A 22,521-nucleotide genomic window follows, 5' to 3' on the forward strand; every position below is an offset into this window, starting at 1 on the left:
CACCTCAGGAATGATGCGCCTGCATGTACGCCTGCTAGCGGAAAAAGCGAGTGGCAGATTCATCAAACCGAAGTGAAGGGCCGGCTGCCCCCAGCGGCCCTTAGATTGCAGGCTGGATCGGGCCGTCGGCTCGTCCGTGGACGAATTGGTCGACATAGTCGTTACCGCTATTGTCGATGATGTCGGCCGGGCCGTGCCAGATGATCTTGCCTTCATAGAGCATGGCGATGTTATCCGCGATCTTGCGGGCCGAGGCCATGTCATGCGTGATCGAGACGGCGGCCGCGCCCAGGCTGCGCACCTGTTCGATGATCAGATCATTGATCGCATCGGCCGTGATCGGATCAAGGCCCGTGGTCGGCTCGTCAAAGAAGATCAGGTCCGGTTTCGAGATGATCGAGCGGGCGAGGGAGACGCGCTTCTGCATGCCGCCGGAGATTTCCGCTGGATAGAGGTCTGCCACGTCCGCGCCAAGGCGCACTTGCTTCAGCGTTTCGATGGCGCGCTCCTTGGCATCCTTGCGACGCATGCGGTCGGCCTGCAGCAGGCGGAAGGAGACATTTTCCCAGACGGTGAGACTGTCGAACAGCGCGCCGGACTGGAACAGCATGCCGATCCGCTCGCGCATCTTGGCGCGGGTCTTGCCGGTGGATTTGGTAACATCCTCTCCGTCGAAGAGGATCTTGCCGTCATTCGGTGTCATCAGGCCGAGCGCGTTCTTTAGCATCACGGATTTGCCGGAGCCGGAGCCGCCAAGCACGACAAGGCTTTCGCCGCGCTGGACTTCCAGATCAACACCCGTGAGGACGTGCTTTTTGCCGAAGGACTTCTTGACGTTTTCCAGTCTGAGGATGGGCGTGCTCACAGGCCAATCTCCACGAACAGGGTGGACATGATATAGTTCGTCGCCAGCACGAGCACCGCCGCGCCAACCATGGCAAGCGTCGCTGCGCGGCCAACGCCTGTTGCGCCAGCTTCTGATCGGTCGCCCTGATAGCAGCCCATCGTGGCGATGACGGCGCCGAACACGACAGCCTTGATCAGCCCGACGATCACATCATTGTTCGTCAGGAAGTCCATCGTGTTGCGGATATAGGTGGTGGAGTCGAAATCCAGCGCATAGACGCTGACCAGCCAGCCGCCCATGATGCCGATAATGTCTGCGACCAGCACCAGCAGAGGCAGCGCAATGATCGCGGCCAGAAAGCGCGGGGCATAGAGATAGCGAAAGGGAGAGGCCGACAGGGTCTCCAGCGCGTCGATCTGCTCTGTCACGCGCATGGCGCCGATCTCTGCCGAGATGCCTGCCGAAACACGGCCCGCCAGCATCAGGCCGGTAATCGTTGCGCCCAGTTCCCGCGTGATGCCCAGCACGACGATGCTGGGAACAAACTGTTCCGCGCCATAGCGGCTGCCGCCTTCATAGATGTTCAGCGCCAGCGCCGCGCCGATAAAGACGGCCGACAGGCCAACCACGGGAAGGGAGTAGAAGCCGATATTGACCATCTGCTTCCAGACCTGCGCCAGATACCAGCGCGGGGTGAAGGCCGTGGCCATCACCTTCAGGAAGAAGATGAACAGCCGCCCGACTTCACTGAACAGGCCGAGCGAGGCGGCGCCGATCCATTGCAGGGGATTAGGGAATCCCTGCTTACCGGTAGTTGCGTTTGACACGATATCCGAGCCCCGTGAGTAGTTCATAACCGAGCGTACCTGCACGGGCCGCTTGCTCTTCCAATTTGGCATTGTAGCCGAGGAATTCAACGCGCGCGCCGGGTTTTGCCGCTTTCTGTGCTTTTGAGACATCAATGGTGATGAGGTCCATGGAAATGCGTCCAAGCACAGGGCAGGGCGTTCCATCAAGGTAGCTCATCAGCGCATTGCCGCCCGAGCGCGGGATTCCGTCTGCATAGCCGAGCGCCACTGTGGCCAGCAGCGTATCCTGTTTCAGCATATGGGTCGCGCCATAGCCGACGCTTTGGCCCGCCTTGCCTTCAAATACGGAAAGGACCAGCGCCTCCAGAGTAATCGCAGGCTGCAGTGTGATGCCAAGGGGCGGTTGCGAGCCGCCATAGAGCGCAATGCCCGGACGGGTCAGATCAAACGCATACTCATGCCCGAGAAAGCAGCCCGCTGAATTGGCGAGGCTGGCAGGCACGTCCGGGAAGGCGGCCGCGATCTGTGCGAAGGCTTTCAGCTGCTGCGCATTCAGCGGATTGTCCGGCTCATCGGCGCAGGCTAGGTGACTCATCACCAGCAAGGGCTGCAGCTTGCGCATGGTCTCTGCCTGGCTCGATAAGCGATCCGGCGACAGGCCCAGCCGGTTCATGCCGGTGTCGAAATGCAGGGCGCAGCCGATGCGCGGGGCCTGGGCCCAGAGGGCGACGTGCTGGTCTGTCGAGAGGACCGGCGTCAGGTCTTTATCGATAAATATCCGGGCCTGGCGCAGCGTCACTCCGTTCAGCACAAAAATGCGTGCGCCCGCGCCCAGCAGCCGGCGTATGTTTACGGCTTCCTCAATGTGCGCGACAAAGAATGTGGTGCAGCCCATCTTCATCAGTGTCTGGGCGATCATATGGTCGCCAAGACCATAGCCGTTCGCCTTGATTACGGCCGCAGTTGTGGATCCCGGATTCAGCCGGTCCAGCGCCTGCCAGTTGGCGGCGATGTTTGCGAGATGGATTGTGGCTTGCGGGCGGGAGATCATGGCACTGATGGTTAGAAGTGTTCGGCCTGTCTGTCATCCAGACAAAGCCATCATTCCTTTTCGTGATGCTCCACCCAGGCCGAGCCCTTCATGTTCCAGACCGGGGTGAAAAAGACCATCCAGAGGATCAGGATGGTCATGCCACCTGCGGGCACGATGGCGATACGATAGGGGCCGAACAGGTCTACCAGCGCGCCCATGACGGCTGCGCCGAACGGGGCCCCGGCCATGAAACCCAATTGGTAGATGGACAAGACGCGGGCGAGTTTTTCCTTCGGCGCGGCGTCCTGAACAATAGAGCGGCTCATCGCGATGGAGATGCCGGCGGCCAGGCCCCAGATGAAGACGATGCACAGGAACGCAAAATGCGGGATGTGCCACATCATGGCGAGTATGCTGGTGGAGCCCAGGAATTGCGCGATCAGCAACAGGCGGCCCTGACGCTTGATGCGCTTGAAGATCGACAGCACGACGGAAGACACGAACGCGCCCATCCAGAAGGTGACGAACATGTCCCGGATGCCGTCGGAGCCAAAGCCGTAAATGTCCCGGTTCACAATGGGCAGCACCACGAGGAAGGCGCCGATCACGAAGATGCCTACGCCGAACATCAGCGCGGTCATCGCCCACAGCTTTCCGTCAGAGCGCACGGCGTGGAAGCCTTCGGCAATGTCGCTGAGCGCAGACTTGATGCCCTTGCCGCTGGAGCGGACCTGACGCCCCTTGGCCAGCCAGAGCGCAAAGCCCGCGCCGCAGGCCAGCGTCAGCCCCTGCATCATCAGCAGATCTTCTGCCGGGATCGGGCCAATACCGAAGCCGCCCATCCAGTCTGGCATCTGTGTACGCTTGTCGGCGTAGCCGCCAAGGATCAGCCCGCCGATCTGGGCCAGGAATTGCGCCATCGTGGCCAGTGTCACGCCGAGCTGCAGCGTCACGCCAGAGCCGACGCGCATGCGCCGCTCGACCACTTCATTCACGATGGAATCCCGCGCAGGCATCATGAAGGCGCCGACCGTGCCGATAGTGATGCCGTAGATGATCATGGCGGGGTAGGAGAGTTGCCCGCGGGAAACGGCCAGCGCCAGCAAAAGGGCAGGGGCGGCGGCCAGGAAGTGTAGGATAATCAGGAGGCGCTTGCCATCTGCGCGTTCTGCTACCACGCCGCCGATCAGCAGGAAGATGACAGACGGGGCCGAAAGCGCCATGTTCGCCAGGCCGAGGGCCAGGCCGTCCATGTGTAAATGCTGCTGTCCGGTGATCAGATACGGGAAAAGTACCATCTGCAGGCCGAACGCCATGAACCAGCTGAGCTGGACCATCAGATAGGCCGGCAGTTCAACCTTTACGCCCCGGCGCAAACGGCGCGCGCGCCAGTGATTGGCCGTGGCCAGAAAGGATGCACCTGCGCCGATCGCTTCATTGACGCCGCTGACCGGAGACGAGATGTCTTCAGCCGCATCTTCGGCCATCTCGTCTATCAGATCGTCAATTCTGTCATTCATATGTGAGGCCTGTTCCCAGCAGAATTGGCGGACTTTATGGAGCAAGCTTCGCGATGGAAAGCCCTTCCCATGAGAGACGTGCAGTCTCTAAAGCCTGAAGCTTGGGCGGGATATGGGAAAACACCATACGTAGACGTGCTGAAGCGGTTTTTATCATGCTTCGGCCATAAAGGCGCGGGAAAGTGCCAGACCGGGTCCGCAAGCCTGTCAGTTGCCAGACGGGCAGGGGCTCGCTAGCTTCCGGTTAACCACCGGATTGGTGCAGACCATATGGGTCAGGGGAAGAGTAGAATGCGCATGTTCAGGCATCTTGTGAGTTGGGCGCTGGCCCTGTTCCTTATTGCAATGTTTGTTCAGGCGACGATCTATCCCTTGCCCAATCCGCCGGAAGGCTCAGTAAAGTTCTTTGACCCGCCGGGCGAGAATATCGTGTTCCAGACCATCGCCGTGAATTCCGGGGTCAGCCTGTTTGAGCCGACTGGCCGTGTGGTTGTCGGCATTGTGGAATTGCTTGCCGCGCTGTTCCTGTTGCTGCCAATGACGCGCCGGTTCGGGGCGTTCCTGTCTGCGCTTGTGCTGGGCGGGGCGGTGGCGATGCATCTGTCGCCCTGGCTGGGGCGGGAGATTCCGGTGTCACTTGATCCGCAGAATACCGCGACCGATGGCGGCATGCTGTTCATGCTGGCGATCGTGATGCTGGTGGCCAGTCTTCTGTTAATGGTCGTGCATCCGGGAAAGCAGAAATACGAGTGATTGCGGCGGGCCCGCGGCGGCCTCCACTCTCCACATACCGTTAACTGTTTACTGCAAAACTTGGCTGAGAAAACGAGCCAGGCGACTGCATGGAAGACCCAATAGAGCCGCTGACCCCCCCTGAGACTGGCCGCGCGAGGAACGCTTTGTTCCGTCGCCTGCTGGATCTTATTGCCATGCCGGCCTCGCGCCTCGCCCATCAGGACCGCCATATGGTGGGCGATATCCTGCTCGACATGCTGTTCCATGCTGAAGAGGCCGAGCGCGAAATGTGCGCGCGCCGTCTGGCCATGCACCGCGAGGCCCCCAAGCGCCTGCTGCGCTATCTGGGCCAGTGTTCGTTCCAGGTCGCCCGCCATGTGCTGGAAGCCAATGAAGGCTATGATGCCTGCGATCTGCGAGAGATCTGCATGACGGGCACGGTGGATCACCGCCTGATGATTGCGCGCCGCAAGCTGATCCCGGAATCCGTGTGCGAGTATATTGCCGAATTTGCCGAGCTGACTGTCGTAAAGGACATGCTGACCAATAATGGCGCGATCATGCCGGAACAGGCGATCGACAAGCTGGTCGCCCGATCCCGAGATGACAAGTCTATCTGCCCCCTGCTGGTGGAGAGGCTGGAGATGAAGCCCTCCCACGCCATGGCCATGTTCTGGTGGAGTGATGCCGCCACCCGCCGCAAGATCCTGCAGCGCCATGTGGCAGACCGGCTGGAAGTGATCGATACCTGCAAGGATGTCTTCGAACTGGCTGCCGAGGAGAACTGGGCCGATCCGGTTGCCCGAAAGGCGCTGCAGCTGATTGAACGGCGCCAGCGTAACCGCGCCGCCATTGAGAAGAGCCCGTATGACAGCCTGGAAGATGCCATCAACGCCTCGGCGCTCAATGGCATGGATTCAGAGCTGGCACAGGAAATCGGCTATCTGGCAGGCCTGAAACCTGTGACTGCCGCCAAGATCCTCAGCGACAAGGGCGGAGAGGGCATCGCCGTTCTCTGCAAGGGGACAGGTGTGAAGCGGGATTTCCTGCCTGTATTCTGGGCAGGCCTGCGCAGGCCGCTGGAAACCGAAGACGGCGAGATCGATCCGGTGTTTGCCATGGTCGCCGAAACTTATGAGATCCTGACCGTGGCAAAGGCTCAAACCGTGCTGCGATACTGGAACTGGTCGCTGTCATCGGCCTTCAAGCCGGCCATGATGAAGAGCGGTTATGCCGACGCGCCCGCCAATGAAGAGGCCGAGTTCTCGACTGCCCAGCGCACCGCGCGTCTGGTTTTTGGCAGATAGCGGCGAAAAACCGCCCCAAAGGCACTTTCCAAGTGACGCGCAGGCCTTTAGGTCAGGTCCTCATACTTGGGTCTATTATGGAATGGAAAGGGGTGCCCCTGTGGCGTACTTTCTGGGGTTGCTGGTAGCACTTGTGGGCTTCTGGTTGGGCATGTCCGGCCATTTTTCGCCCCTATTGCTATCATTAGGCGCGTTATCCGTGGCAGTTTGCCTGATCCTGGCTTACCGGCTGGACATCATTGACCGTGAGGGAGCGCCCTATGTGCGTATCCTGGGCTATGCGATGTATTTCCCATGGCTGATGAAGGAAATTGTGAAAGCTAACATCACGGTGATCCGCGCCTGCGTGAAGGCCGATCTCGATATCGCTCCGGCCTTGGTGAAGGTTAAGACCACTTGCCGGACAGATCTGGCCAAGGTGACGTTTGCCAACTCCATCACACTGACGCCAGGCACCGTGACGGTGGAAGTGGAGGGTGACAAAATGCTGGTGCACGCACTCTATGAGCAGGAAGCCCAGCCTGAAGCCTTTGAGGATATGGACCGCCGCAGCCGCATCGCGGCGGACGGGAAAGGGGCGGGCGCATGACCGCTGCTGCGCTGATTGCCCTGCTGATCGGTATGCTGTTGCTGCTGATCCGCGCCATTGCTGGGCCGACTCTGTATGACCGTGTTCTGGCGGTAAACTCCTTCGGCACGAAAACCGTTCTCGCGCTGGGCCTGTTGGGCTTTGTCATGGGCCGTCCGGAATTCCTGGACATCGCCATCCTGTATGCGCTGATCAACTTCGTTGCGACGATCGCGATCCTGAAATTCTTCCGTTACCGGTCTTTCCAGGTGCCACTTGTGCGTCGCGGCGGACCCGGAGGTGGCAACAATGGGTGACCTTATCGCAAACATCGCAGACTTCTGGGGCATGGCGCGCTTCCCGCTGGGCGCTGCGCTGTGCCTTGGTGGCGGCATTCTCTGCCTGATCGGCTCCGTCGGGGTTCTGCGCTTTCCGGATTTCTACACCCGCCTGCACGCCGCCAGTATCACGGATACGGCAGGCGCGATCCTGATCCTGCTGGGCATGGGGCTGATGGCGCCGGGCTGGCTGGTCGTCAGCAAGCTGGTGGCCATCTTTGTTTTCCTGTTCCTGACGGGCCCGGCCTCGTCCCACGCGGCTGCCAATGCAGCGCACACGGCAGGCCTGCAACCGATGATCGGGCCGATTGGCCAGCGCTCCGACGATGATGAGGAGGCCGCCTGATGGATGAAGTGATGGACGTAAACATCGGCATGGAGATGGTGAACATCGTGCTGCTCGGCATGTTGTTCATTGTCGGCATCGCCATCGCCCGCATGCGCAGCCTGTTTGGCATTGTGATGCTGTCGGGCATCTACTCCCTCGTCTCTGCGGCTTGGTATGTTGCTGTGGACGCCGTGGACGTGGCCTTTACCGAGGCGGCCGTTGGCGCGGGTATGTCTACCGCTGTGCTGCTGGGCGCCATGTTGCTGACATCCCGCACGGCCAAACCGGAAAAGCCGCTGAAGCATCTCGGGCCGTTCCTGGTCTGTATCGTGACCGGCATCCTGCTGATCTATGCAACCGTAGATCTGCCGGGCTTTGGTGATCCGAACTCACCAGTAAATACCGGCGTCGGCCTGACCTATCTGCAGATCAACTGGCACGATACGGGCATTCCGAACGTCGTGACCCCGGTGCTCGGCAGCTATCGTGGTTTCGATACGCTGGGCGAGACGACCGTTGTGTTCGTGGCCGGCCTGGCCGTGGCTTTGCTGCTTGGCTTTGGCGAGCGCTCTCTGGCGGAAACGATCCGCAAGGAAGACAAGGCCCCGCCGCCACTGCCCAAAGATGATGCCACCTCTAATGAGAAGGAGGGCAAAGAGTGAAAAGCGACCATCACGTCATCCTCCGCGTCGTTACAAAGACGCTGATCCCAATTATTTTCCTGTTTGCGCTGTATGTGCAGTTCCATGGCGATTTCGGCCCGGGCGGCGGCTTTCAGGCCGGCGTGATCGTGGCGGTGGCCGTGATCCTGTACGCCCTGATCTTCGGGGTTCCCGCCGCGATGCGCGCCATTCCGCCGGTCTTCACCCGCTCGCTGGCTGCGGTTGGTGTGATGCTCTATGCGGGCGTCGGCTTCTGGGCACTGCTGCAGGGCGGCCAGTATCTTGAGTATCAGGCCCTGTTCCATGAAGAGCCCGGTGGCCATCACGGCCAGCATGTCGGCATCCTGCTGATCGAACTGGGCGTTCTGTTTGGCGTGTCCGGCGCGATGCTGACCATCTTCTATGCCTTTGCTGGCCGTGTGGCCGAAATTCGCGACGAGGACTGGTAGACCATGCTGGAATTCATTCTCGACCGCGCAAACTATTGGGCGATCATCGGCCTGATGATGATCGGCCTGTATATCAGTTTTGCATCCGGCAACCTGATCAAGCGCCTTGTCGGCGTCTCCATCTTCCAGACCTCGATCTGTCTGTTCTATGTCACGCTGGGCAAGGTGACCGGTGGGACTGCGCCGATCCTGTACGGCCCGGATATCGAAGGCGGGCATGGCGGTGGCCATGGCGCAGAAGAGACGCACGCGGCCGTGGACGCCGTGCTGACCGCTGCCAATTCGGGTGAGCGCTACGCAGACCTTGTAAATACCTATTCCAACCCGCTTCCCCACGTTCTTATGCTGACCGCCATCGTGGTCGGTGTGGCGACCCTGTCGGTCGGCCTCGCCCTGATCGTTCGCATCCGGGAAGCCTATGGCACCATTGAGAGCGACGAAGTGCGAGCCATCGATATGGAGACCGCTATCGCGCAGGAAGCGGAACAGGAAAAAGCCGAGAGAGAGGCGCGGGCATGATGGATATCCTGCTGAATGCTGCGCCGCGCTGGGCGCTGTTGCACGCGCCTGTGCTGCTGGTCATGGTGCCGCTGTTCCTGGCGCCGGTTCTGGCCCTGGTGCCGAGTGGCCGTATCGCTTGGCTGGTCAGCGTTTTTGCGACCGCGGCATCCCTGTTCTTTGCGTTGATCCTGCTGGGTCAGGTGCAGGCGTCTCCGATTGGCGTCGTCAGCTATGACATCGGCAACTGGCCAATGCCCATCGGCATCGTGTTCCGGGTCGATGCGCTGAACGCGATGATCCTGCTGCTGGTGTCGGCAATTGGTGTGCTGGCCACGATCTTCTCCTGGCCAACTGTTGTGGCCGAGATCAACAAGCAGAAGCACCCGCTATTCTATTCCGCCTTCCTGGTCTGCTTTGCAGGCCTGTGCGGCGTGGCGATCACGGGCGACGCGTTCAACCTGTTCGTCTTCCTGGAGATCTCTTCCATCTCGACCTATGTGCTGGTCGCGCTGGGGGCAGGGCGTGACCGCCGTGCGCTGCCGGCCGCGTTCAATTATCTGATCATGGGTACAATTGGCGCCAGCTTCTATATCATCGGCATAGGCTTCCTGTATGCTGCGACCGGTACGCTGAACATTGCGGACATCGCGTCCCAGCTGCCATCACTGGCCGGCAATCGCAGCGTCGAGGCGGGCTTTGCCTTCATCGTCATCGGCCTGGGCCTGAAAGCCGCGATGTGGCCGCTGCACTCCTGGTTGCCGAATGCCTATTCGTACTCGCCATCCTTCGTGACGATGTTCCTGTCGGCCACGGCGACCAAGGTTGCGCTCTATGCGTTGATCCGCTTCCTCTTCACGGTCTTCCGTCCGGAATTCGCGTTCGAGCAGGCGAGCTTTACCTTCATTCTGATGCCGCTTGGCATTGCGGCGATGATCTCCTGTAGCTTCCAGGCCGTCTTCCAGACAGATGTCCGCCGGACATTGGCCTATTCCTCTGTCGCACAGGTTGGCTACATGATCCTCGGCGTGTCCATCGGCTCGATTGACGGGCTCAGCGCAGGCCTGTTCCATCTGCTGAACCACGCCATGATCAAGGGCGCACTCTTCATGGCCGTCGCCGGTGTGGTGCTGACCTATCAGGGCACGACCATTCGGGACTTTGCAGGCCTTGGCCGCTCAGCCCCATGGACGATGACCGGCTTTGCCATCGCGGCGCTGTCGCTGATCGGTGTGCCGTTGACGGCAGGCTTCCAGTCCAAGCTGCAGCTTGGGTATGCGCTGTTCGAGCAGGGCATGTGGTGGGCCGTGGCGCTGGTCGTCTTCTCCAGCTTCCTGGCGGTGATCTATATGGGCCGCATTCTGGAGGCGATCTTCTTCCAGGCGCCGATAAACCCCCGAAAATCTCGCAAGGAGGCGCCGATCCTGTTGCTGGTGCCGCTTTGGGTTCTGGCACTGGCGAACATCTATTTCGGTATCAACACGGAATTCCCGCTCGGCCTGGCGCGTGATGCGGCCGCGGCCGCCTTCGGACTGGAGGCCTTCCGATGAGCCCTGACATGCTGATCTGGGCAGCGCTCTGCCTGCCTCTCATCATCGCTGCCGGTATCGCGATTACCGGTTCTGTCTCGAACATCCGCGAAAGCGTGACGCTGGTCGGCGCGAGCGTGCTGTTCTGTGTCGTGATTGCGATCGCCTCTGTCGTGGCTGGGGGCGAGCAGCCATCTCTCTATGTTGGCCAGGCGGCACCCGGGCTGGATTTCGCCTTCAAGGTTGAGCCGCTGGGCGCATTGTTTGCGCTGGTGGCGAGTGGCCTGTGGATCGTGAACTCCTTCTATTCCATCGGCTACATGCGCGGGAACCGGGAGCGTAATCAGACGCGCTTCTATATCTGCTTCGCCATTGCCATTTTCGGCGCACTGGGCGTCGCCATGGCCGCGAACCTGTTCACATTGTTCGTGTTCTATGAAGTGTTGACACTGTCGACCTATCCGCTGGTGGCCCATAAGGGCGACGCTGCGGCCAAGCGCGGCGCACGCATCTATCTGCTGACGCTGTTGGGCACGTCCATTGGCCTGTTCCTGATGGCCATCATGTGGACCTGGGTGCTGGCTGGCCAGAATCTGGACTTCGTGCCCGGCGGTCTGCTGGCCGATAAGAACATTCAGCCGGCCGTTGCCAGTGCCTTGTTGATCCTGTTTGCCTTCGGCATCGGGAAGGCGGCACTGATGCCGTTCCATTTCTGGCTTCCCAACGCCATGGTTGCGCCGACGCCGGTCTCCGCGCTGTTGCACGCTGTGGCGGTTGTGAAGGCGGGTGTGTTCACCGTGATGAAGGTGTCCATCTACATCTTCGGCGAGGACATGTTGTCGACCGTGCCGGGGCGGGAGTTTGTGCTCTATGTCGCCTGCTTTACCATCATTGTGGCGTCACTGATTGCGATGACGAAAGACAATCTGAAGGCACGGCTTGCCTATTCGACCGTCGCGCAGCTGGCCTATGTCACGCTTGGTGCCATGATCGCCACGCAGGCGGGCTGGCTTGGCGGCTCCATGCAGATTGCGGCGCACGCAGCCGGCAAGATGACGCTGTTCATGTGCGCGGGCGCGATTTATGTCGCCACTGGCCTGACGAACATTTCCGACATGAAGGGCCTCGGCCGCAAGATGCCACTGGTCTTCATCGCCTTCTTCATCGCGTCTCTCTCCATCATTGGTATTCCACCGATGGTCGGCGGCTGGGCGAAGTATGAGCTGATGCAGGGCGCGGTTGATGCGGGCATTCCGTATGTCATTCCGGTGCTCATCGTGTCGTCTCTGCTGAACATTGCCTATCTGCTGCCGATCCCGATCCTGGCGCTGATGCCGCCGCCGGGCACGCCGGAGCCGAAGCCGTTCAAGCGGCCGGATGGTGCGCCGCTGCCGACGGTTGTCGCACCGATGATCACGGCGGGCTTGTGTATCATTCTCTTCTTCCTGGCCGGACCAATGGCTGATTTTCTGGCCCCGGCCTTTGAAGCCCCGACATCCACCAGCATCGTTACGGGAGGTCAGCCATGAGCGATGAAACGCCTAACGATACCCGTGACTCCAATGGCCGCTTTGTGAAGCGCGCCGCCGAGACAGCGCACCGTCTGCACACACCTTCGGAAGAGGGCGTGCACCCGGTGGCAAAAATCCTGTTCGGCTGGACCGAGAACAAGCGCAGCGGCACGTTCATCTTCTGGGGCGTTGCCGTGCTCAGTATGGTGCTGATCGTTGCGGATCTGGGTGTCCCGCGCCACGAATATGTCGAGATCGCCCATGCGACCGGCTTTTACGCGCTGTGGGGATTTTGCTCTTTTGCGTTCGTCGTTCTGATGGGCTGGCCGCTGGCCCGCCTGTTGCGCCGCAAGGAAGATTATTACGGGGATCCGGGCGGACCGCCGGTGGACATTGACCCCGACATGCCTGTCGAACCCTCCGCCGAGGGCACCTATCATTACGAAGGAGATGAGGACTGATGACTGGCCCGCTCTCCATGCTGAACCCTGGCTGGCTGCTGATTGCTGTCGGCATCGTAGCCCTGTTCCTGCCGATGCGCCGTGTGCGCCAAGGGCTGACCATTGCTGCGCCAATCATCGCCATTGTGCTGTTGTCGCTGGCGGATCAGAACATCAATCATCTCAGCGCGCAGGCGATGGGCATTGATTTCATCTTTTATCGTGTTGACAGTCTCAGCTTCATCTTTGGCTTGGCGTTCCTGTTGGCGGCGCTGCTGAATGCAATCTATGCCTGGCACACCGATGACCGGCTGCAAGACGGCATGGCCATTGCCTATGCTGGCGCAGCTGTTGCGGCGACCTTCTCCGGCGACATGATGAGCCTGTTCGTGTTCTGGGAACTGACGGCCGTCACGTCTGTCTTCCTGATCCTGCGGGCAGGGACACGCGCGGCGTATTTCGCCTCCATGCGCTATCTGGCCATTCAGGTTCTGTCCGGTGTGCTACTGCTGGCAGGCATTGCCTATGTCTATCATTCGCGCGGTGACCTTTCGATCCAGGCCTTCACCAGCCTGAAAGAGCCGGGCGCGATCCTTGTGTTCATTGCACTGGGCATCAAGGCGGCGTTCCCGTTCCTTCACAACTGGCTGCAGGATTCCTATCCGAAGGCCACGGTTGTGGGCGCAGTCGTGCTGTCTGCCTTCACGACCAAGCTGGCTGTTTATGCCTTTGCCCGCATGTTCCCCGGCCATGACGCGCTGATCTGGATCGGCGCGGTGATGACGGTCTTCCCGGTCTTCTTCGCTGTGATCGAGAATGATCTGCGCAAGGTTCTGGCCTACTCCCTGAACAACCAGGTCGGCTTCATGATCTGTGCGATCGGTCTTGGCGCTACAGGTGTTGGCGATGCGCTGGCCCTGAATGGCGCAAGCGCGCACGCCTTCTGTCACATCATCTATAAGGGCCTGCTGTTCATGAGCATGGGCGCCGTACTGTACCGCACGGGCACGACCAAGGCGTCGGAACTGGGCGGTCTTTACAAATCCATGCCGTGGACAACCGTGTTCTGTATCATCGGGGCCATGTCCATCTCGGCCTTTCCGCTCTTCTCAGGCTTTGCGGCCAAGTCGTTGACCATGAGCGCCGTCGGCCATGAAGGCTATACGGTTGTCTGGTTGATGCTGCTGTTCGCGTCTGCAGGTGTGCTGGAGCACTCCGGCATCAAGATCCCGTACTTTGCCTTCTTCGGCCATGACAGCGGCAAGCGTGTGAAGGAAGCGCCCTTCAACATGCTGCTGGCGATGGGGCTCGCCTCCTTCATCTGTATTGCGGTTGGCATTCCGGCCATTGTTCCGGGGCTTGGCTATGAGTGGCTGTACAATCTGCTGCCGTATCGTGAAGAGGCGATGGCGTATAATCCGTTCACGCTGGGCCACGTGCTGACGCAGATGCAGCTGCTGGTTCTGGCCATCTTCGCCTTTGTCATGCTGAAGCGTCTTGGCTGGTATCCGGCAGAGAAGCCTGGCGTCGTGCTGGACACGGACTGGGTGTATCGCAAGGCAGGCTATGGCCTGTTCACCTGGGCTGGCACGATTTGGCAGAAGGCAGGGCCGGCCATGACAGCGGTCTTCTTCAAGCTGACCGGCCGGGCCTATGACCGGATCGAGGACACGTTCAGCCCGCGCGGGGAACTGGCCCGGGGCAGGCTGGGCAGTGCCATGGCCATCTGGACGGCCATCCTGCTGGGTCTTGTGCTGCTTCTCGCCTTTATCACCTCCAGCTGAGACGGATCTTAACCAGCTCATCATGAGTGGAGTGTACCTTTACAAACGTTTGGGATAGGCAGAACCGCCTGTCCCTGCTCCCCCTTATCGAGGCAAATATGACTGACCAGAATGGTAGCGTTGAGAATGTTCAACTGATTGAACTGGCGACGGAAATCGTCGCGGCGTATGTCGGCAACAACACTGTACAATCCGACGAATTGCCTGGCCTGATCCGGAATGTGCATGCCTCTCTGGCATCCCTGAACGGAGAGCCGGAGCCGGAAAAGGAAGCGCCCAAGCCCGCCGTGCCTGTACGCAAATCCATCGGCGAGGATTTCCTGATCTGTCTCGAAGACGGCAAGAAGTTCAAATCCCTGAAGCGTCACCTGCGTTCCAAATATGACATGACGCCAGAGGAATACCGCGAGAAATGGGGCCTGTCGGCCGATTATCCGATGGTGGCACCGGGCTATTCCAAGCAGAGATCAAAGCTTGCCAAGCAAATGGGCCTGGGCAAGGCAGAGCGCGAGTAATATTCAGACCGAATACTTTTCGTTTCACCCCCGAAATGAAATAATTTGGTAGGAATGGTTAATAAAATTACACCATGACTCTTGATCCGTGAGTCCACTCGCGCGATAGGTGATTCTATCGAATCACCTGGGGGTGCTCGCAATGAACAAAAAGAATCTCTTTAGAGGCGTGACGGATTCCCAGCGGAAGCTGGTGGATTACTGGTGCAGTCTGTGCGATTCGGAAGGCCTCGCTCACCGCGAATCACTGGACCCGGGGCGCTTCCGCGCCATGCTGGCCAGTATCTCCATTGTTGAATTTAACCGGGCTGGTGAAGGCCGCTTCCGCATTGCCGGGTCTCGCCTGCGGGACATTTTCGGTATGGAGGCGCGTGGCCGCCGGATTGATGACGTGCTGGGCGAGAATGGCGAAGCCTATAGCCTCGGCCTGTCTGCCGCGCTGGACCGGGGCACGCCGGTTGGCGGAGTCATCGATCAGGGCAATGGCCGTCTCCACGCCTGGCTGCGCCTGCCGCTGGCCGGGCCGGACGGACAGCTGACGCAAGTGCTCTGCCATGACGAATTGGTACGCGCCCGCCCAAAGCGGGGAAGGCCGGATAGCGCCGGCCCCGGGGATCTGGCCGCCGCCTGAGGCTCGGGCTGATCGCTCCGCTGAAAACCGAAGACTTTTGAAGCGCGTTGCCTCTGCCGGGCAGCGCGCTTTGCATTTGGATCATCCCGAACACCGCTCCCAATCCCACAAACTCGGCACGTCTGATCCGCGTAATCCCCAGGGATTATAGGGCTTCAACTTGTGGGGATAGGAAAGTTATCCTGCACCTGCGGAAGTCGGGTAGTCTTGTGCCTGTCGGAAACAGGAGAGAGACGTGTCGGAATTTGATCCACAGAAAGACGAGGACCGGGCCTATCTGGCCGCCGCGCTAACGGCCTATGCGCTGGGCCTGAAGACAGAGGGCATCCTCAGCCACAAGCGCCGGTCGCCCGCCGAGGCGCGTGGCCGCCATATCGCGATGTACTTGCTGCGCACCGCATTGGGGATGAGCCTCAGCCGTGTGGCGCGGGCTTTCAACCGGGACCGTACGACGGTCGCCTATGCGTGCAATCTGATCGAGGATGCGCGCGACGATTCAGACTTTGACCTTTGGATCGAGCAATTGTCTGTCGGGCTGTCCAGCGTCGTTGTGCTCGATGGCGCAAGCGTGGAGGCGTAGATGACCCGGCTGAGAGACATGACGGAACGCCGCCTGATAAATGTGCTGCGGCATGGCGGCCTGATCGTGCCGATGCAGGGCGGGCAGGCGGTCTATCGCGGGCGGGATACGCGCACGCAGAGGATCGGATGGGTGTCGCCGCATATTGTGACGCGCCTGAAACAGCAGGGCTGTCTGACAGCGCATCTGGATTTTCCGGAGCGTTTGATGGGAGCAGGGCTGGATCTTCCGGGGCTTGAGGGCGCGCATGTCCGCCGGCCTCGGCAGGGGCGTGCGACGGCGCTGCATCGCCGGGAGAGCCTGTTCGCTGAGGTGACGAAGACGCTGCCGGGCAGTGCCTTGCCGGTCAGGTTACGGGCGGCAGCAGGCCGGTTCCGGGATGATTTCGCAAGGGCTGCGCGGCCGGGTGCCCGTCAGCTGAAGGCTGGGCCAGCCCGTGCAGTGACCGGTCCTGCCGCACAGATGGCCTTGCTGGAAAGCGAGATTGGCACGCCTGCGATGCGGGATCTTGAAGACATGCTGATCGATCGGGTGAGCCGCTGCGTGGCAGCTGAGCACTGGCAGATCAGCCAGCAGGCCACAGGCCCGCGCGCGCTGTCAGCGCTGAAGAATTTGGCCGAGGCTTATGATCTGTCACCCATTCAGGAGAGCGCGGCTGCGGCATCCGAGCGGATACGCTCCAGCATCGAAGCGAGACCGTTCGAGCGCTGAGCGGTCAAGGCGCCGCTGACGCCGATCTCGTCCAGCAGGGACTTGGCGTCAAAGGCGGTGATCTCCTCCAGCCCTGCGCCGGAATAGATGCGGATCAGCAGGGCGATAAGACCGGAGACGATCATGGCGTCGGATTCGGCCCGCACAGTCATCTTGCCATCGGCGATGTCCGTGACCATCCAGACCTGAGAGGCACAGCCGCGCACGCGGGTTTCCTCAGTGCGTTCATGGGGCTCCAGGGGCGGGTTCGCCTTGCCCAGATCAATAATGTGCGCATAGCGCGCTTCCCAGTCTTCCAGCCAGGAAAACTCTTCGCGGATTTCATCGGCAGCAGCAGTAATACTCATGACCGCCAGATGGGGCATCTGAAGACAAAAAGAAACCCCCGGAGCCGAAGCGCCGGGGGCCAAGAGAGAGATGAGTTACTACTGGTACACGCCGCCGATACATTGGCCGACATCGGCCAGGGCGTGCTCCCCGATACAGAAGGGGACTTCATATTGCTGGTTTGCGGCGGCAACGCATTGCTGCAGGTTGAGGTTCGCCATGTTCAGGCAGCCGCGCGTTTCACGCTCTGCCATCGCGGAATGAACCTGGCTGCTGGAAGCGGCCGTCGTGCCAAGCACGCGATAGGCGGCCAGCGTGGCGATCTGGTCTGCCACAGGCTCCTTGCCGAATTTTACGCGCTTCTTGCTGTTCAGGTTGAGGCCGGACGTTACAGCCGCCGGGAAGCGGATGGCTTCAGCTGCGCCTGAGACATTGTCCCACAGGGATGGGGCGCCGCTGCGGCCCGCCTGGGCCAGGATGGAGTCGATGTCGGTTGCCTTGAAGGCATTGACCAGTTGGGTATTGGCCGGGGTGCCGATGGTTTGCCGGCTGTTCAGCTTGGTGGCAAGGCCGCCGGAATTGCCGATCTTGGCCTTGGCCCAGCCAGAGCCCTGAAGGCTGTAGGCCTGCTCTTTCACATAGGCAGCTGCACTGCTGATACGTTGGCTGTCGGCCTCTGTCGCAGAGAGGGCGGAGCTGACAGCATTGTCGCCGCCGCTTAGCTGACGTGCATAGCGCACATCGTTTTGCATGCCGGTCAGCAGGGCATCACGCCCGTAGAAACTTTCAATGTCGCGAACAGCGGCGCGGTATTCCGGATCCTGAGAGGCGATCAGCGCGGAATACGCGATCCAGCCTTTCGAGAGCTGGTCCGGGTTGTGCCCACCCAGAGATGTGAGTGCATTGTCGATGTCACCTGCAGAACTGAAGGGTTTTTCCTTCACTTCCGTGACTTCACTCTGGTAAGTGCCATAGATGGCTGCGGAATCCGAAATCGGGTCCGCCTCCTGCGCAGACGCGCCGGTGGCCAAGCCCAAAGCGATCATCGCAGTACCGATCATTCTGATGGATTTCATGTCTCACTTCTCCCTCACGCGACACGCGACACTCTTGCATGAACTTCCCCACCGGGGGAACCTCGCCTTGCTAGTCGTGCACATTACAAATACAGCAAAGTATGAGTGACCAAGGCAGAATGCCTAATAAATCTCTCCGGGATGTTAACGGATTAGCCATGATGGCGAGAAAGAGATTACAGTTTGTCCACATGGTCTGGTTGGCCCTGGTGGTGATTCTGGGCCTTTCCACGCTGTTGCGGGCGGATATTGATTCGCTGATGCTGGCGGGCTTTGCGCTGGCCGCAATCCCCGGTGTGACGGGCGTTGTCGTGCTGAACCAGACAGACCGGTGGGTGGACCTGACCGGGCCGTTTCTTGTCATCAGCTGGTGTCTGCTGGCGGTGATGGGCGTTGCCGCAACCGGCGCAGCGCTGTCACCTTTAACCATTCTGTTTACCATCGCCCCTCTGGTCGCCCTTAACCTTGGCGATGCCCGGATGGCGGCCGAATCGGCGGTGTTCGGTGCGGTGGCCTATGTTGCCGCCACATTGATGGTGCGCGTCGGCTGGCTGCCGCCTGTGGTGACGGAAGGCGGCTATCAACTGATCGCCATGCTGATGGCGTTTGCGGGCCTTGTCGTGACCGGTCTTCTGGCCTGGGTCTATCTGAAGAAACACGAAGCCATGGCCGCCCAGCCTGCGGATGCCGAGCAACCACCCGCCGTCAGCGACATGCGGGTGCCCGAAGAGTCCGGTCTGATGCTGCTGGACGTTTCCCAATATGGCCGCATCCGCACAATCAGCGGGGACATGCTGGGCCTGAGCGGCATCCGCGCCGGTGGTCTGCTCTCCTCACTGCTGCAGGATGACAGCGAGCAGAGCCTGCTGCAGCCGGCCAATGGGCGCACGCATGGCGATGTCACCCTGAAGAATGGCCGGGAGGCGACTTTCGTGGCCGAGGCGCATGACAATGGTACCTTCCTGGTGCTGCGCGACCTGACCGAATCCCACGCCAAGGCGACCGAGACCAAAGCCGCGCTGCAGGAGGCCGAAGAGCGCCTGCGCGGGCGCACGGCCTTCTTCGCCTCGCTGGGCCATGATCTGAAAACGCCGCTCAATGCCATTCTCGGCTATGCGGACATGATGCGCGCCGGCATTCGCGGGCCGATGCCGGATGCCTACAAGGACTATCCCGAAATCATCCATGAAAGCGGGCAGGACCTTTTGCTGCTCGTGGAGGACATTCTGGATCTCGCCAAGGCCGAGGCTGACCGCCAGCGGCTGGAGCCGGAACCTGTGGACCTGACCGCCTCTGCCATGTCCATTATGCGCCAGCTGGAAAACCAGGCTGACCGCATGGGCGTGAAGATGAAGCTGAAGGCGAGCGATGAAGTGTGGGCCGAGGCAGACCCGCGTGCCGTGCGCCAGATCTGGCAGAACCTTGTCTCCAATGCGCTCAAATATTCAGAGCGGGACGGCACCGTCACACTGGATGCGCGCGATGAGGGCAATGCTGTCGTGCTGAGCGTGGCTGACAAGGGCGCGGGCATGAGCGCGGAAGATGTCCGCCGCGTGATGGAGCCTTTCGCGCAGGGCAGCAATTCCAAAGGCAAGCAGGGAACAGGACTCGGCCTGGCCGTGGTGCATTCCTTTGCCCAGCTGCATGGCGGTCTCGTCACCATCGACTCCAAGCCCGGCAAGGGCACGAAAGTGGAAGTCAGCCTGCCACGCGCCAACCCCGCCGACATCCAGCCGCTGGAGGATGCAGCGGAATAGGTGTTCTGTTTGTGGCAGGCGGCGCGTATGCTCGTCACCGCAATATACAGGACTGCTGCCATGATGATGGAAAGATTGCCCACAAAGCTATGGGTCGATGCGCTGATCCGGCGGGTCGAGGTTGGCGGTGCGTCGGCCTTTGTCGTGCAGGCGGGGGATGAGCATCGCGGCGATGTGCTGGTCAAGGTGGCCCGGCTGGACGGCACAGCCGCAGTCTATGCGCCCAGCATGAACATGGAAGGCGAGCGTGTCTTTCTGGACCTTATCGTGCAGGGCATCGGCCCGGAAGAGCGGGACGTGGATGCCTATGTAAAGAAAGCCCGTGAGCGCGACCGGGATCTCTGGGTCGTCGAGATCGAGGACCGGCAGGGCCGGCACTTCCTGACAGAGGATGTGGAAGGCCCGCAGTCGCAGTAATTTCACAGAACTCTTTAACCGGCGGTAAGCCGTTGTTAACCGTGAGACGGCAGCTTCCAGCCTGTAGAAAACCAAAGCTGGGGCGCGCCAATCATGCTGTTTCTGATGAATGATCAGATCACCGAGATCGACATACCCGAAATGCACCTTGCCAAATGTTGGAAAACGCTTGGCTGCGGTGATCCCTATGGCATGCGGGCGCGCGAGGCGCTGGCCTTTGCAACCCGTGTCGTGGCCGAGCATGTGAAGGAAGGCATCCGGCTGGAAGATAGCCTGCTGCAGGATCTGGGCTCGCTCATCATTTCCAAGACCGGCGCGAATGCGGCCCTGTTTCCGGCCTTTGACGGCAAGGTTTCCGAACCACGCCTGACCATTTTGCCTGAAACCATCCTGGCCTCGCTGCGAGAACGCCACCACCGGGAAGGCAAGGCCCCGGATATGGGTGAGATCTGGCCAGCGGCTGCCTGAGCGACAGCCCTTCAATCACCAGCCCAAATGGGCTAGGGGCTCTGCCGAATACGAAAGAGCCTGAATTTCCATGTCCCATGAACAGGAAGCCGCCCGGCGGCGCACCTTTGCCATCATTTCCCACCCGGACGCCGGTAAGACGACGCTGACGGAAAACCTGCTATTGGCTGGCGGTGCCATCCGCGCCGCAGGTGAGGTCGCCGCGCGCGGCGAAGCCCGCCGCACAACGTCTGACTGGATGAAGATCGAGCGGGATCGCGGCATCTCGGTGTCCGCCTCTGTCATGACGTTCGAGTATGACGGCCTTGTCTTCAACTTGCTCGACACACCAGGCCACGAAGACTTTTCCGAGGACACTTACCGCACGCTGACCGCAGCTGACTGCGCCGTCATGGTGCTGGACGCCGCAAAAGGTATCGAGCCGCAGACCCTGAAACTGTTCGAAGTCTGCCGTCTACGCGACATCCCGATCGTCACCTTCATCAACAAGATGGACCGTGAGGCACAGGATCCGATCGCTCTGCTGGACGAGATCCAGGACAAGCTGCAGCTGGATACCGCGCCGCTTTACTGGCCTGCCGCGAGCGGCCAGCGCTTTGCCGGCATGATGGATTTGAAGAAACAGGAATTCTGCCAGTTTGAGCGCAAGCCTGGCGAAGCCCCGCGCATTGGCCCGGCCACGCGTATTCCGGGGGATGATGATACGTTGACCGCCACTCTGGACGAAAGCGTCTATGAGGAACTCAGCGAAGGCGCCGAGATGGCGACCACCCTGTTGCCGGATTTTGATGAAGAGGCCTTTCTGGGCGGCCACATGACGCCGGTCGTGTTTGGCTCGGCGCTGCGCCATTTCGGGGTGTCTGAATTGCTCCGCACGCTGCATGAGTATGCGCCTGCGCCACGAGATCAGAAGGCCGAGAAGAAGGGCGAACCGGTAACGATTCACGCCTCTGACAAGCCGGTGGCAGGCTTTGTTTTCAAGATCCAGGCAAACATGGACCCGAACCATCGCGACCGCGTTGCTTTCCTGCGGCTCTGCTCGGGTGAGTTCAAGCGCGGCATGCGTCTGAAGACGACGGCGGGCAAGCAGCTGAACATCCACAATCCGATGATGTTTCTGGCTCAGGATCGCGGGATTGCGGAAACCGCCTATGCAGGCGATGTGATTGGCGTGCCGAACCATGGGCAGTTGCGTGTAGGTGACAGCCTGTCCGAGAGCGGAGATATTCAGTTTGGCGGGATCCCGAACTTCGCACCGGAACTGTTGCGCCGTGCACGGGTGAAAGATCCGATGAAAGCCAAGCATTTGCGCAAGGCGCTGGAAAGCCTGGCAGAAGAGGGCGTGACCCAGTTGTTCAAGCCGACAATCGGATCTGACATGATTGTCGGGGCGGTCGGCCAGCTGCAGTTCGAAGTGATGATCGAGCGCGTTGCGGCAGAGTACAATCTGGAAGTCGTGTTCGAGCCCGCGCCCTATAATGTGGCGCGCTGGATGAGCAGTGATGATCCGAAGCTCCTGGAAGCGTTCCTCGACAAAAACAAATCCTATAGCGGAACGGATCTTGATGGTGCGCCGGTCTATCTGGCGAAGAATGCCTGGGATGTCGGCTACGCGCAGGAAAAGAACCCGGACATCCGCTTCACGGCCACGAAAGAACGTATGCTGTAGACTTTCCCGTGA

The 22,521-nt window shown here is 60.5% G+C and carries 26 protein-coding genes; 20 read left to right on the forward strand and 6 right to left on the reverse strand.

All coding sequences use genetic code 11. From position 1 onward, the window contains the following. Positions 1-100: 100 nt before the first annotated feature. The 4 genes from HY29_RS14455 to HY29_RS14470 are packed head-to-tail and all read right to left on the reverse strand — an operon-like array spanning position 101 to position 4,209. On the reverse strand, positions 101-865 hold the full coding sequence (locus tag HY29_RS14455; protein WP_034798194.1) for an ABC transporter ATP-binding protein: 765 nt from the start codon (positions 863-865) through the stop codon (positions 101-103). After that, complete coding sequence (locus HY29_RS14460) at positions 862-1,674, reverse strand: MlaE family ABC transporter permease (protein WP_034798408.1); 813 nt, start codon at positions 1,672-1,674, stop codon at positions 862-864. The genes HY29_RS14455 and HY29_RS14460 overlap by 4 nt, the downstream gene beginning before the upstream one ends. After that, positions 1,652-2,707 carry an alanine racemase gene (gene alr / locus HY29_RS14465; protein ID WP_034798196.1) on the reverse strand — a complete coding sequence of 352 codons (1,056 nt, stop codon included), beginning with the start codon at positions 2,705-2,707 and terminating at the stop codon, positions 1,652-1,654. The genes HY29_RS14460 and alr overlap by 23 nt, the downstream gene beginning before the upstream one ends. Before the next feature lie 50 nt (positions 2,708-2,757). Beyond that, on the reverse strand, positions 2,758-4,209 hold the full coding sequence (locus HY29_RS14470) for an MFS transporter (protein WP_081811424.1): 1,452 nt from the start codon (positions 4,207-4,209) through the stop codon (positions 2,758-2,760). Between the two features lie 297 nt (positions 4,210-4,506). Here HY29_RS14470 and HY29_RS14475 point away from each other — a divergent pair, with 297 nt between their 5' ends. The 16 genes from HY29_RS14475 to HY29_RS14550 all read left to right on the forward strand — a co-directional run bounded on the left by HY29_RS14475 (position 4,507) and on the right by HY29_RS14550 (position 16,795). Continuing rightward, positions 4,507-4,962 (forward strand): DoxX family protein, encoded by a 456-nt coding sequence (locus HY29_RS14475; protein ID WP_241765224.1) that lies wholly within the window; start codon positions 4,507-4,509, stop codon positions 4,960-4,962. A gap of 89 nt (positions 4,963-5,051) precedes the next feature. Continuing rightward, positions 5,052-6,251 (forward strand): DUF2336 domain-containing protein, encoded by a 1,200-nt coding sequence (locus HY29_RS14480; RefSeq protein WP_034798201.1) that lies wholly within the window; start codon positions 5,052-5,054, stop codon positions 6,249-6,251. An 82-nt stretch (positions 6,252-6,333) separates the two neighbouring features. Next, positions 6,334-6,840: a Na+/H+ antiporter subunit E gene (locus HY29_RS14485; protein ID WP_277813026.1), complete on the forward strand. Its 507-nt coding sequence runs from the start codon at positions 6,334-6,336 to the stop codon at positions 6,838-6,840. Next, the gene (locus HY29_RS14490; RefSeq protein WP_034798203.1) at positions 6,837-7,136 is read left to right on the forward strand and encodes an MrpF/PhaF family protein; all 300 of its coding nucleotides are present in this window, start codon (positions 6,837-6,839) and stop codon (positions 7,134-7,136) included. Before HY29_RS14485 ends, HY29_RS14490 begins: the two co-directional genes overlap by 4 nt. Beyond that, entirely contained in the window at positions 7,129-7,503 is a 375-nt protein-coding gene (gene mnhG / locus HY29_RS14495) for a monovalent cation/H(+) antiporter subunit G (protein ID WP_081811425.1), read from the forward strand. The genes HY29_RS14490 and mnhG overlap by 8 nt, the downstream gene beginning before the upstream one ends. Continuing rightward, complete coding sequence (locus HY29_RS14500) at positions 7,503-8,147, forward strand: DUF4040 domain-containing protein (protein ID WP_081811426.1); 645 nt, start codon at positions 7,503-7,505, stop codon at positions 8,145-8,147. The genes mnhG and HY29_RS14500 overlap by 1 nt, the downstream gene beginning before the upstream one ends. Beyond that, complete coding sequence (locus tag HY29_RS14505) at positions 8,144-8,596, forward strand: Na(+)/H(+) antiporter subunit B (RefSeq protein ID WP_034798204.1); 453 nt, start codon at positions 8,144-8,146, stop codon at positions 8,594-8,596. Before HY29_RS14500 ends, HY29_RS14505 begins: the two co-directional genes overlap by 4 nt. A 3-nt stretch (positions 8,597-8,599) precedes the next feature. Further along, complete coding sequence (locus HY29_RS14510) at positions 8,600-9,115, forward strand: cation:proton antiporter subunit C (RefSeq protein WP_034798206.1); 516 nt, start codon at positions 8,600-8,602, stop codon at positions 9,113-9,115. Further along, positions 9,112-10,644 carry a monovalent cation/H+ antiporter subunit D family protein gene (locus HY29_RS14515; RefSeq protein ID WP_241765225.1) on the forward strand — a complete coding sequence of 511 codons (1,533 nt, stop codon included), beginning with the start codon at positions 9,112-9,114 and terminating at the stop codon, positions 10,642-10,644. The genes HY29_RS14510 and HY29_RS14515 overlap by 4 nt, the downstream gene beginning before the upstream one ends. Further along, entirely contained in the window at positions 10,641-12,152 is a 1,512-nt protein-coding gene (locus HY29_RS14520) for a proton-conducting transporter transmembrane domain-containing protein (RefSeq protein ID WP_034798208.1), read from the forward strand. The genes HY29_RS14515 and HY29_RS14520 overlap by 4 nt, the downstream gene beginning before the upstream one ends. Next, positions 12,149-12,595 (forward strand): hypothetical protein, encoded by a 447-nt coding sequence (locus HY29_RS14525; RefSeq protein WP_051601567.1) that lies wholly within the window; start codon positions 12,149-12,151, stop codon positions 12,593-12,595. The genes HY29_RS14520 and HY29_RS14525 overlap by 4 nt, the downstream gene beginning before the upstream one ends. Then, the gene (locus HY29_RS14530) at positions 12,595-14,358 is read left to right on the forward strand and encodes a Na(+)/H(+) antiporter subunit D (protein ID WP_034798210.1); all 1,764 of its coding nucleotides are present in this window, start codon (positions 12,595-12,597) and stop codon (positions 14,356-14,358) included. Before HY29_RS14525 ends, HY29_RS14530 begins: the two co-directional genes overlap by 1 nt. Positions 14,359-14,456: 98 nt before the next feature. Then, the gene (locus HY29_RS14535; RefSeq protein WP_034798211.1) at positions 14,457-14,873 is read left to right on the forward strand and encodes a Ros/MucR family transcriptional regulator; all 417 of its coding nucleotides are present in this window, start codon (positions 14,457-14,459) and stop codon (positions 14,871-14,873) included. Positions 14,874-15,015: 142 nt separating this feature from the next. Beyond that, entirely contained in the window at positions 15,016-15,504 is a 489-nt protein-coding gene (locus HY29_RS14540; protein ID WP_034798213.1) for a PAS domain-containing protein, read from the forward strand. A gap of 235 nt (positions 15,505-15,739) precedes the next feature. Beyond that, positions 15,740-16,084 (forward strand): helix-turn-helix domain-containing protein, encoded by a 345-nt coding sequence (locus HY29_RS14545; RefSeq protein ID WP_051601568.1) that lies wholly within the window; start codon positions 15,740-15,742, stop codon positions 16,082-16,084. After that, positions 16,085-16,795, forward strand: coding sequence for a hypothetical protein (locus tag HY29_RS14550; RefSeq protein WP_034798215.1), 711 nt, complete (start codon positions 16,085-16,087; stop codon positions 16,793-16,795). Here HY29_RS14550 and HY29_RS14555 read toward each other — a convergent pair. After that, positions 16,726-17,142: a SufE family protein gene (locus HY29_RS14555; protein ID WP_034798429.1), complete on the reverse strand. Its 417-nt coding sequence runs from the start codon at positions 17,140-17,142 to the stop codon at positions 16,726-16,728. The two genes, HY29_RS14550 and HY29_RS14555, sit on opposite strands and share 70 nt — an antisense overlap. A 78-nt stretch (positions 17,143-17,220) precedes the next feature. After that, entirely contained in the window at positions 17,221-18,198 is a 978-nt protein-coding gene (locus HY29_RS14560) for a hypothetical protein (protein WP_034798217.1), read from the reverse strand. Between the two features lie 191 nt (positions 18,199-18,389). Between HY29_RS14560 and HY29_RS18630 the strand changes: the two genes are divergently transcribed. From HY29_RS18630 to HY29_RS14580, 4 genes are all read left to right on the forward strand, one after another. After that, entirely contained in the window at positions 18,390-19,955 is a 1,566-nt protein-coding gene (locus HY29_RS18630) for a sensor histidine kinase (RefSeq protein WP_051601569.1), read from the forward strand. Positions 19,956-20,015: 60 nt separating this feature from the next. Beyond that, a complete protein-coding gene (locus HY29_RS14570; protein ID WP_241765226.1) occupies positions 20,016-20,372 on the forward strand; it encodes a DUF1491 family protein in 357 nt (118 codons plus the stop codon). A 93-nt stretch (positions 20,373-20,465) separates the two neighbouring features. Then, positions 20,466-20,840: a hypothetical protein gene (locus HY29_RS14575; protein ID WP_034798219.1), complete on the forward strand. Its 375-nt coding sequence runs from the start codon at positions 20,466-20,468 to the stop codon at positions 20,838-20,840. A gap of 70 nt (positions 20,841-20,910) precedes the next feature. Continuing rightward, positions 20,911-22,509 carry a peptide chain release factor 3 gene (locus HY29_RS14580; RefSeq protein ID WP_155838365.1) on the forward strand — a complete coding sequence of 533 codons (1,599 nt, stop codon included), beginning with the start codon at positions 20,911-20,913 and terminating at the stop codon, positions 22,507-22,509. Positions 22,510-22,521 lie beyond the last annotated feature (12 nt).

It is taken from the genome of Hyphomonas beringensis (genome assembly GCF_000682755.1).
Classification (GTDB): domain Bacteria; phylum Pseudomonadota; class Alphaproteobacteria; order Caulobacterales; family Hyphomonadaceae; genus Hyphomonas; species Hyphomonas beringensis.

Excerpts from the sequence above, each read along its gene's own strand:
- alr (WP_034798196.1), bottom strand. The coding sequence starts at position 2,707 with ATGATCTCCCGCCCGCAAGCCACAATCCATCTCGCAAACATCGCCGCC.
- HY29_RS14470 (WP_081811424.1), bottom strand. The coding sequence starts at position 4,209 with ATGAATGACAGAATTGACGATCTGATAGACGAGATGGCCGAAGATGCG.
- HY29_RS14475 (WP_241765224.1), top strand. The coding sequence starts at position 4,507 with ATGTTCAGGCATCTTGTGAGTTGGGCGCTGGCCCTGTTCCTTATTGCA.
- HY29_RS14480 (WP_034798201.1), top strand. The coding sequence starts at position 5,052 with ATGGAAGACCCAATAGAGCCGCTGACCCCCCCTGAGACTGGCCGCGCG.
- HY29_RS14485 (WP_277813026.1), top strand. The coding sequence starts at position 6,334 with ATGGAAAGGGGTGCCCCTGTGGCGTACTTTCTGGGGTTGCTGGTAGCA.
- HY29_RS14490 (WP_034798203.1), top strand. The coding sequence starts at position 6,837 with ATGACCGCTGCTGCGCTGATTGCCCTGCTGATCGGTATGCTGTTGCTG.
- mnhG (WP_081811425.1), top strand. The coding sequence starts at position 7,129 with ATGGGTGACCTTATCGCAAACATCGCAGACTTCTGGGGCATGGCGCGC.
- HY29_RS14500 (WP_081811426.1), top strand. The coding sequence starts at position 7,503 with ATGGATGAAGTGATGGACGTAAACATCGGCATGGAGATGGTGAACATC.
- HY29_RS14510 (WP_034798206.1), top strand. The coding sequence starts at position 8,600 with ATGCTGGAATTCATTCTCGACCGCGCAAACTATTGGGCGATCATCGGC.
- HY29_RS14515 (WP_241765225.1), top strand. The coding sequence starts at position 9,112 with ATGATGGATATCCTGCTGAATGCTGCGCCGCGCTGGGCGCTGTTGCAC.
- HY29_RS14520 (WP_034798208.1), top strand. The coding sequence starts at position 10,641 with ATGAGCCCTGACATGCTGATCTGGGCAGCGCTCTGCCTGCCTCTCATC.
- HY29_RS14525 (WP_051601567.1), top strand. The coding sequence starts at position 12,149 with ATGAGCGATGAAACGCCTAACGATACCCGTGACTCCAATGGCCGCTTT.
- HY29_RS14530 (WP_034798210.1), top strand. The coding sequence starts at position 12,595 with ATGACTGGCCCGCTCTCCATGCTGAACCCTGGCTGGCTGCTGATTGCT.
- HY29_RS14535 (WP_034798211.1), top strand. The coding sequence starts at position 14,457 with ATGACTGACCAGAATGGTAGCGTTGAGAATGTTCAACTGATTGAACTG.
- HY29_RS14540 (WP_034798213.1), top strand. The coding sequence starts at position 15,016 with ATGAACAAAAAGAATCTCTTTAGAGGCGTGACGGATTCCCAGCGGAAG.
- HY29_RS14550 (WP_034798215.1), top strand. The coding sequence starts at position 16,085 with ATGACCCGGCTGAGAGACATGACGGAACGCCGCCTGATAAATGTGCTG.
- HY29_RS14555 (WP_034798429.1), bottom strand. The coding sequence starts at position 17,142 with ATGAGTATTACTGCTGCTGCCGATGAAATCCGCGAAGAGTTTTCCTGG.
- HY29_RS14560 (WP_034798217.1), bottom strand. The coding sequence starts at position 18,198 with ATGAAATCCATCAGAATGATCGGTACTGCGATGATCGCTTTGGGCTTG.
- HY29_RS18630 (WP_051601569.1), top strand. The coding sequence starts at position 18,390 with ATGGTCTGGTTGGCCCTGGTGGTGATTCTGGGCCTTTCCACGCTGTTG.
- HY29_RS14570 (WP_241765226.1), top strand. The coding sequence starts at position 20,016 with ATGATGATGGAAAGATTGCCCACAAAGCTATGGGTCGATGCGCTGATC.
- HY29_RS14575 (WP_034798219.1), top strand. The coding sequence starts at position 20,466 with ATGCTGTTTCTGATGAATGATCAGATCACCGAGATCGACATACCCGAA.
- HY29_RS14580 (WP_155838365.1), top strand. The coding sequence starts at position 20,911 with ATGTCCCATGAACAGGAAGCCGCCCGGCGGCGCACCTTTGCCATCATT.